The sequence below is a fragment of the Pseudomonas sp. AGC41 genome (assembly GCF_057334555.1).
Map to the genome: position 1 here is coordinate 1 of NZ_JBHFJB010000092.1, position 7,790 is coordinate 7,790.

At 64.1% G+C, this 7,790-nt stretch carries 6 protein-coding genes; 4 read left to right on the forward strand and 2 right to left on the reverse strand.

Annotated elements, in window-relative coordinates; translation table 11 throughout:
- The first annotated feature begins 238 nt into the window (after positions 1-238).
- On the forward strand, positions 239-1,354 hold the full coding sequence (locus tag ACE04F_RS16805; protein WP_486108414.1) for a Gfo/Idh/MocA family protein: 1,116 nt from the start codon (positions 239-241) through the stop codon (positions 1,352-1,354).
- Positions 1,355-1,444: 90 nt separating this feature from the next.
- Here the strand turns inward: ACE04F_RS16805 and ACE04F_RS16810 are convergent, their stop codons facing one another.
- A complete protein-coding gene (locus ACE04F_RS16810; RefSeq protein WP_486108175.1) occupies positions 1,445-2,887 on the reverse strand; it encodes an FAD/NAD(P)-binding protein in 1,443 nt (480 codons plus the stop codon).
- Between the two features lie 15 nt (positions 2,888-2,902).
- On the reverse strand, positions 2,903-3,466 hold the full coding sequence (locus tag ACE04F_RS16815; RefSeq protein WP_434657111.1) for a helix-turn-helix domain-containing protein: 564 nt from the start codon (positions 3,464-3,466) through the stop codon (positions 2,903-2,905).
- A 91-nt stretch (positions 3,467-3,557) separates the two neighbouring features.
- Here ACE04F_RS16815 and ACE04F_RS16820 point away from each other — a divergent pair, with 91 nt between their 5' ends.
- The 3 genes from ACE04F_RS16820 to ACE04F_RS16830 form a co-directional block, all read left to right on the forward strand.
- The gene (locus ACE04F_RS16820) at positions 3,558-4,490 is read left to right on the forward strand and encodes a DMT family transporter (RefSeq protein WP_486108188.1); all 933 of its coding nucleotides are present in this window, start codon (positions 3,558-3,560) and stop codon (positions 4,488-4,490) included.
- 214 nt (positions 4,491-4,704) lie between these two features.
- The gene (locus tag ACE04F_RS16825) at positions 4,705-7,629 is read left to right on the forward strand and encodes a monovalent cation/H+ antiporter subunit A (RefSeq protein WP_486108178.1); all 2,925 of its coding nucleotides are present in this window, start codon (positions 4,705-4,707) and stop codon (positions 7,627-7,629) included.
- Positions 7,629-7,790 (forward strand): NADH-quinone oxidoreductase subunit K (locus ACE04F_RS16830; RefSeq protein WP_486108416.1); only part of this gene is annotated, 162 nt, incomplete at its 3' end. The genes ACE04F_RS16825 and ACE04F_RS16830, both read left to right, overlap by 1 nt.

Sequence of the window (7,790 nt, forward strand, 5' to 3'; positions counted from 1 at the left end):
AATGTGGATGGCGGGTTCTTGTCCTGATGGGTGTTTCCCTTGTGGGAGCGAGCCTGCTCGCGAATGCGTCAGGTCAGTCGACCTCAATGTTGACTGAAGTAGCGCTTTCGCGAGCAGGCTCGCTCCCACAGGGAATTCTCAAGGACAGAGGAATGAATTTTTATTCCATGATTTGCAATTAGCGAATATTTATTCCATAAAGAGCCTTCTGAAAATAACAATTCAAAGGCTCTTTCTTATGCGCGAACTCGGCATCGGTCTGATTGGCACCGGCTTCATGGGCCGTGCCCATGCCTTGGCGTTCCTTAACGCCAAGGCGGTGTTCGACCTTCCCCTGGACTTGAAACTGGCGGCCCTGGCTGACGCCGATCCGCAGCGTGCGCGCCAATGCGCACGGAGTTGGGGCTTCGAGACGGCCCACAGCGACTGGCAACAACTGATCGACGACCCGAACGTCCAGTTGGTCGCCATTACCACGCCCAACCATCTGCATTTTCCGATGGCCATGGCCGCGTTGGCGGCGGGCAAGCCGGTCTATTGCGAAAAACCGCTGGCGGTCTCCCTGGAACAGGCCGAGCAGATGCACCAGGCCGCCAAAGCGGCCGGGGTGGTGACGCGCGTCGGCTACAACTATCAGCACAACCCGATCATCCGGTTGGCGCGGGAAATGATCCAGCGCGGCGAGCTGGGGCAGATCATCAGTTTCCAGGGCGAATTCAGTGAGGACTTCATGGCCGACCCGACCTCGCCATGGTCCTGGCGCTGCGAAGCCGAGCACGCCGGCGGCGCCCTGGCCGACCTGGGCAGCCATTTGCTGGCCATGGCTCGTTACCTGCTGGGCGCTGTCGATTCGGTGTGTGCCGACAGCCAGACCGTACACAACCAGCGCCCGGCCAGCGCCGGCGCGATCGAACAGCGGGTCATTGCGGTTGACGATCAGGTCCAGGCGCTGCTGCGCTTCACCAGCGGCGCGCGGGGCACGATCAACAGCAGTTGGCTCAAACACGGCTACAAGAACCACCTGAGCTTCGAGATCAGCGGCACGCTCGGGACGCTGGCCTTCGATCAGGAACGACTGAACGAATTGCACCTGTGCCGCGTCGGCCAGGCAGGTTTCCAGCGACTGTTGGCCGGCCCCGACCTGCCGGGCTACGCTGCCTTCAGCCCGGCGGCCGGGCATCAGCTGGGGTACAACGAATTGAAGACATTGGAAGTCCGGGAGCTGGTCATGGCCCTCGCAGGCGAAGGCGGCAGCGGTACGGATTTCGCGGAAGCCTGGGAAGTCGAGCGCTTGGCGGCGGCGATCCGGGTGGCGGCGCGGGAGGAACGCTGGGTGAAAATACCGGAGCAATGAGCCCAGCGCCTGTCGCAAGGGGAAATGGGCTCAGCCAGTCATGTGGCGGCTGTCAGGCCGCTATCGCGAGCAGGCTCGCTCCCACAGGGTTCAGCGTTGGGTTTGTAAACCAGCCAAGCGCGCGGCCAGTGCCTTGGCCTGGCTCGCCACATCCGTCACGGCGGTGCTTTCCCACCACATTCCGCGCAATGGCGGGCCCATGGCGAACAGCTGATTGACCGGCTCGCCACGGGCGTCCAGCACTGCGCCGTCGGCACGCGCGGCGATGCCCAGCGCCAGCGGACCGGGCTGGACCAGCCCTCGGGCCAGCAATTGCTGCGGCAGAGGTCGCGCCACGCGCCGCCAGTCATATTCGATACCGCTGGAGTTGATCAACGCAGCGCCTTGCATCACCGTCAGTCCAGCTTCGCCGCGTCGGCGGATGCGGATGCCTACCGAGCCTTGGGTAGCCGGCACCAGCCCCTTGAACGAGGCCGCCTGGATCCGCAGCCGCCCTTCTTCCTGCAGACGCGTCACCAATTCTGCGCTCAACGGAGGCGAACGATGATGGTGGCTTTCCCACCACGGCCGCACATGCCGGACGTACTGTCGGCGCTGCACATCGCTGGCCTGGCTCCACAAACGGCCGATGTGCGCGCGCACGGTATCCAGTGGCGCCTGCCAATCAATCCCCTGGGCTTGCGCCTGACGGCATTGCTCGCGCAGCGCCCGCATCAGCTGCAACGGCGAACGCAGGTCATGATCTTCGGCAAGGAAATCCACCCAGGCCGGAGGTTGCCGGCGCACATGGGGCAACAGCCCATGGCGTGAGAACACCTCGATGGGCCCACGATGCCCGGCCTGCTCCAGCGACACCACGGCATCGACCATGGTCAGCCCGGAACCGATGATCAGCACCGTGGACTGCGGCTCGAGTTGGCGCATGGCCGTCACATCCCAAGGATCCAGTGCCGCACTGTTCAAGCCGCTGGATTCGGTCTGCGGAGTGCGCGCCGCGGCAAACATGCCGGTGGCCAGCACCGCGAAACGGCCCTGCAAGATGCTGCCATCAGCCAGCGTCAACCGCACACCTTGATCAACGATCTGCAGGTCGACGGCCTCCCCGCGCACATGCTCCGCCATGGACCCATTCAAGGCCGCCACCGACTGGGCCTCGGACAGACGCTGTTGCACGTACAGGCCAAACATTCCGCGCGGAGGAAACAGTTCGCTGACCGGCACATGCTGTTGGTCCGACTCGGGCCAGCCGCCAGCCTCGATGAACGCCGTGAGCCACTGGGTCAGGTCATCGGCATTATCCGGATCGACGCTCATGCGTGCCGCGTTGCCGTTAAGGGTATGGCCCAGCTCTACGGCGCTGTAGGCCTCGCCCCGGCCCAACTCGCTGCGCGGCTCGACAATCAGCACGTCGCGCCGGCCCGGCAGGCGCAGCAATTGCGCCGCGAGCATGGCGCCGCTCAGGCCGCCGCCGATGATCAGGATGTCGGCCTCGCGGGTGATGCCGTTCACAGGTTGATCCAGCGCTGCGTCCATACCGCTCTCCAGGAGTCAAATCACCACGTTGCGTACGAATCGCGCTGCTACCAGGCCGTCATTGCGATAGCCGTGAGGTTGGTTGCTGGCAAACATGAAAAACTCGCCCGCTCCGACTCGACGTTCTTCGCTGCCCAGCAGCAGCGTCAGACAGCCTTCGAAGACGTAAAGCTGTTCGCTCCAACCGTCGGCGTCGGGCTCCGAATGGTAATGCTCGCCGGGTTCCAGGCGCCACTCCCAAAGCTCCACCTCGCGGCTGGCGGTGGCTTTGGCCAGCAACACGGCCTTGCTCCCTGCAATCGCACCGGCCCAGGCCAGCTCATTGATACGACTCGGATCGCGCGCGTCGGGGGCCTGGATAAGATCGCTGAAGGCCACGTCGAGGGCTTCAGCGACGCGATCCAGGGTGGTCAGGCTGACATTTTTCTCCCCGGCCTCGATGGCCACCAGCATCCGCCGACTGACCCCTGACAGCTCGGCCAAAGCCGTCTGGCTGAGCTGCGCGGCATGCCGCAGGCGGCGGACGTTCTGGCTGACATGTTGCAGGACGGACGCCCGCTGGCCATTATCTTTGTGCACTATATTGCTCATCTGCCGGGGTTGCGCATTATACTGCCCAACTTATTCGTTCGGGCGCATTGTGCGTCCACCTCAAGTGGCGCGCAAGATCATGGCATTGGTGAATTCTCCGCAAGCTTCCTCCCGTTTCTCACGGTTCAGCAAGGCCGAATGCGTGCTGGTGCTGATCACCATGATCTGGGGCGGGACATTCCTGCTGGTCCAGCATGCGATGACGGTCAGCGGACCGATGTTTTTCGTCGGCCTGCGCTTTGCCGCTGCGGCGGCATTCGTTGCGCTGTTCTCCTGGCGGCACCTGCGCGACCTGACCTGGTTCGAACTCAAGGCCGGAGCTTTCATCGGTGTAGCGATCATGCTCGGCTATGGCCTGCAGACCGTCGGCCTGCAAACCATCCCCAGCAGCCAATCGGCGTTCATTACCGCGCTGTATGTGCCCTTCGTGCCCTTGCTGCAGTGGCTGGTGCTGGGTCGGCGGCCAGGATTGATGCCGAGCATCGGGATCATGCTCGCGTTCACCGGGCTGATGCTGGTGTCCGGCCCGGCCGGCGCGTCACTGAATTTCAGTCCGGGGGAAATCGCCACGCTGATCAGCGCGATCGCGATCGCCGCCGAGATCATCCTGATCAGCGCCTATGCCGGCCAGGTCGATGTGCGCCGGGTGACTGTGGTGCAACTGGCAAGCACGGCGGTGCTGGCATTTTTGATGGTGGTGCCGACCCAAGAAGTGATTCCCGGTTTTTCCTGGCTGCTGTTGATCAGCGCCGTCGGCCTGGGCGCCGCCAGCGCAGCGATCCAGGTGGCAATGAACTGGGCCCAGAAAAGCGTCTCGCCGACCCGCGCCACGCTGATCTATGCCGGGGAACCGGTATGGGCCGGCATCGCCGGGCGGCTGGCCGGCGAGCGGTTACCGGCGATTGCCCTGGTGGGCGCCGGGTTGATCGTGGCGGCGGTGATTGTCAGTGAGCTGAAGACGCGCAGCAAAGGCGTTGTCGAAGTGGATGAGGTGCTTGAGCGCGAGCAATAGGCATTCCTCACAACCGACTGACGCAGATCGAGCAAAATCCCGTGGCGAGGGAGCTTGCTCCCGCTGGGCCGCGCAGCAGCCCCAAAAGCCCCACCTGAAACAACGCAAAACAGGAGACTTCCATCTACCCTGTAGGATTCTGCGACACCCTGGCGGTTGGTGATCGGGAATACGCCACGTATGATCCCGGACAACCTTTGCCGAATAGAAGCCTATGTCACTGATAGTTCTATTGCTTTTGCCCTTCATCGGCAGCTGTGTCGCGGCGCTGTTACCGCATAACGCCCGTAACGCCGAATCGCTGTTGGCCGGCCTCGTAGCCCTGGCCGGCACTGTTCAGGTGGCCTTATGGTACCCGCAGATCGCCGCTGGCGGCGTAATCCGCGAACAATATGATTGGTTGCCCAGCCTGGGCCTGAATTTCGTGCTGCGCCTGGATGGCTTCGCCTGGCTGTTTTCGTTATTGGTGCTGGGCATCGGCACGCTGGTGTCGTTGTACGCCCGCTATTACATGTCGCCGGACGATCCGGTGCCGCGTTTCTTCGCGTTCTTCCTCGCATTCATGGGCGCGATGCTCGGGCTGGTGATCTCCGGCAACCTGATCCAGATGGTGTTCTTCTGGGAACTGACCAGTCTGTTCTCGTTCTTGCTGATCGGCTATTGGCATCACCGCGCCGATGCCCGACGCGGCGCCTACATGGCGTTGATGGTGACCGGTGCCGGCGGGCTGTGCCTGTTGGCCGGGGTAATGCTGCTCGGCCATGTGGTGGGCAGCTATGACCTGGACAAGGTCCTGGCCGCCGGCAACCTGATTCGTGACCACGCCCTCTACCCCGTCCTGCTGCCGCTGATCCTGATCGGCGCCTTGAGCAAAAGTGCTCAGTTCCCCTTCCACTTCTGGCTGCCCCACGCCATGGCCGCACCCACACCGGTGTCGGCGTACCTGCATTCGGCAACCATGGTCAAGGCCGGTGTCTTCCTGTTGGCGCGGCTGTGGCCGTCATTGTCGGGCAGCGAGGAATGGTTCTATCTCGTCGGTGGCGCCGGGGCCTGCACCCTGGTGCTCGGCGCCTATTGCGCGATGTTCCAGAACGACCTCAAGGGCCTGCTCGCCTATTCGACCATCAGCCACCTCGGGCTGATCACCCTGCTGCTGGGTCTCAACAGTCCGCTGGCGGCGGTAGCCGCGGTGTTTCACATCCTCAACCACGCCACGTTCAAAGCCTCGCTGTTCATGGCCGCCGGGATCATCGACCACGAAAGCGGCACCCGCGACATCCGCAGGCTCAGTGGCCTGGTGCGGCTGATTCCGTTCACCGCGACCCTGGCGATGGTCGCCAGCGCGGCGATGGCCGGAGTGCCGCTGCTCAATGGTTTCCTGTCCAAGGAGATGTTCTTCGCCGAGACGGTGTTTATCTCGGCCACCGCCTGGGTCGAGCTGGCGTTGCCGATCATCGCCACCATCGCCGGCACTTTCAGCGTCGCCTATTCCCTGCGCTTTACCGTGGACGTGTTTTTCGGCCCCACCGCCAGCGACCTGCCCCACACGCCCCATGAACCGCCACGCTGGATGCGCGCGCCGGTCGAGCTGCTGGTATTCACTTGCCTGTTGGTGGGGATTTTCCCGGCCCAGGTGGTCGGCTCGTTACTGGCCGCCGCCGCACTCCCCGTGGTGGGCGGCCCGCTGCCGGAATACAGCCTGGCGATCTGGCACGGGCTGAACGCGCCCATGATCATGAGCCTGGTGGCGATGTCCGCGGGCATCGTCCTGTACCTGCTGCTGCGCAAGCAATTCAAGCAAGGCCACATCAAGCATCCGCCGCTGATCGGCCGCCTCAGCGGCAAGCGCCTGTTCGAACGCTGCCTGGTGCTGATGATGCGCCACGGCCGTCGGCTGGAGCGCAAGATCAGCACTCGGCGCCTGCAGGCGCAATTGTTCCTGTTGGTATTGGCGGCGCTCCTGGCCGGGCTGATCCCGATGCTGCACAGCACGCTGGTCTGGGGCGACCGGCCGAAGATTCCCGGCTCCGTGGTGTTCGTCACCCTGTGGGTACTGGCGATCGCCTGCGCCCTGGGCGCGGCCTGGCAAGCCAAGTATCACCGTCTCGCGGCGCTGACGATGGTCAGTGTCTGCGGCCTGATGACCTGCGTGACCTTCGTCTGGTTCTCGGCCCCTGACCTGGCCCTGACGCAACTGGCGGTGGAAGTGGTCACCACGGTGCTGATCCTGCTGGGGCTGCGCTGGTTGCCACGGCGGATCGAGGACGTATCGCCCCGGCCCAACAGCGAACGGCGCGCGCGCATCCGGCGCCTGCGGGACCTGCTGCTGTCCGGCGCGGTGGGCGGCGGCATGGCGCTGCTGTCCTATGCCATGCTGACGCGCCAGACCCCCAACGACATTTCCTCGTTCTACCTCAGCCGCGCGTTGCCTGAAGGCGGCGGCAGCAACGTGGTGAACGTCATGCTGGTGGACTTCCGCGGTTTCGACACCCTGGGGGAAATCACCGTGCTGGCGGCGGTGGCCCTGGCGGTGTTCGCCCTGCTGCGGCGCTTCCGTCCGCCGAAGGAAAGCATGCAACTGCCGGCGCAACAACGGCTGCTGGCGCCGGACGTGGTCACCGACCTGGTCAACCCGCGCCACGCCAGCGATACCGCGCTGGGCTTCATGATGGTGCCGTCGGTGCTGGTTCGCCTGTTGCTGCCGATTGCCCTGGTGGTGTCGTTCTATCTGTTCATGCGCGGCCACAATCAACCCGGCGGCGGCTTCGTGGCCGGGCTGGTGATGTCGGTGGCGTTCATCCTGCAATACATGGTCGCCGGCACCCAGTGGGTCGAGGCGCAGATGAGCCTGCGACCGCTGCGCTGGATGGGCACCGGGCTGCTGTTCGCCAGCGCCACGGGGTTGGGGGCGCTGGCGGTGGGTTATCCGTTCCTGACCACGCATACCTGGCATTTCGAATTGCCGCTGCTGGGGGATATTCACCTGGCCAGCGCGCTGTTCTTCGACATCGGCGTGTATGCCGTGGTGGTCGGCTCGACCCTGCTGATTCTCACCGCCCTGGCCCACCAGTCGGTGCGCGCCCACAAGCCGGGCCTGCACGCCAAACCCGTCGCCCCGCTCAAAGGAGCCAACGCCTGATGGAAGAAGTCATCGCAATCGCAATCGGCGTACTGGCCGCCTCCGGTGTCTGGCTGGTGCTACGGCCGCGGACCTTTCAGGTGGTCATGGGGCTGTGCCTGCTGTCGTATGGCGTCAACCTGTTCATCTTCAGCATGGGCAGCCTGTTTATCGGCAAGGAG